This is a genomic window from Ferrimonas sediminicola (assembly GCF_005116715.1).
Lineage (GTDB): Bacteria > Pseudomonadota > Gammaproteobacteria > Enterobacterales > Shewanellaceae > Ferrimonas > Ferrimonas sediminicola.
The window spans coordinates 1-301 of sequence record NZ_SWCI01000045.1; the positions used below are offsets into that span (position 1 = coordinate 1).

At 59.5% G+C, this 301-nt stretch carries 1 tRNA gene; it reads right to left on the reverse strand.

Annotated elements, in window-relative coordinates:
* Nucleotides 1–174 precede the first annotated feature (174 nt).
* A tRNA-Glu gene (locus FCL40_RS18455) sits at nt 175–250 on the reverse strand.
* Nucleotides 251–301 lie beyond the last annotated feature (51 nt).

The following is a 301-nucleotide window of genomic DNA, read 5'->3' on the forward strand; positions in this document are numbered from 1 at the left end:
CCGTGGACCTCTTGCATGCCATGCAAGCGCTCTCCCAGCTGAGCTATAGCCCCACTTTTGCTTTGTAACAAAGCGAATAAGTGGCGTCCCTTACGGGATTGGCGCCCTGTTGTGGCCGTGCATAGAGGGCGCGGTGTCTACACCGCCCGGCCCCTGTCGGCATCAACAGATAAGTGGCGTCCCCTAGGGGATTCGAACCCCTGTTACCGCCGTGAAAGGGCGGTGTCCTAGGCCTCTAGACGAAGGGGACCCTGGACTGTCACCGTTTAGGCTCTGGTGACACGAGCACGAAAGTGGTGGA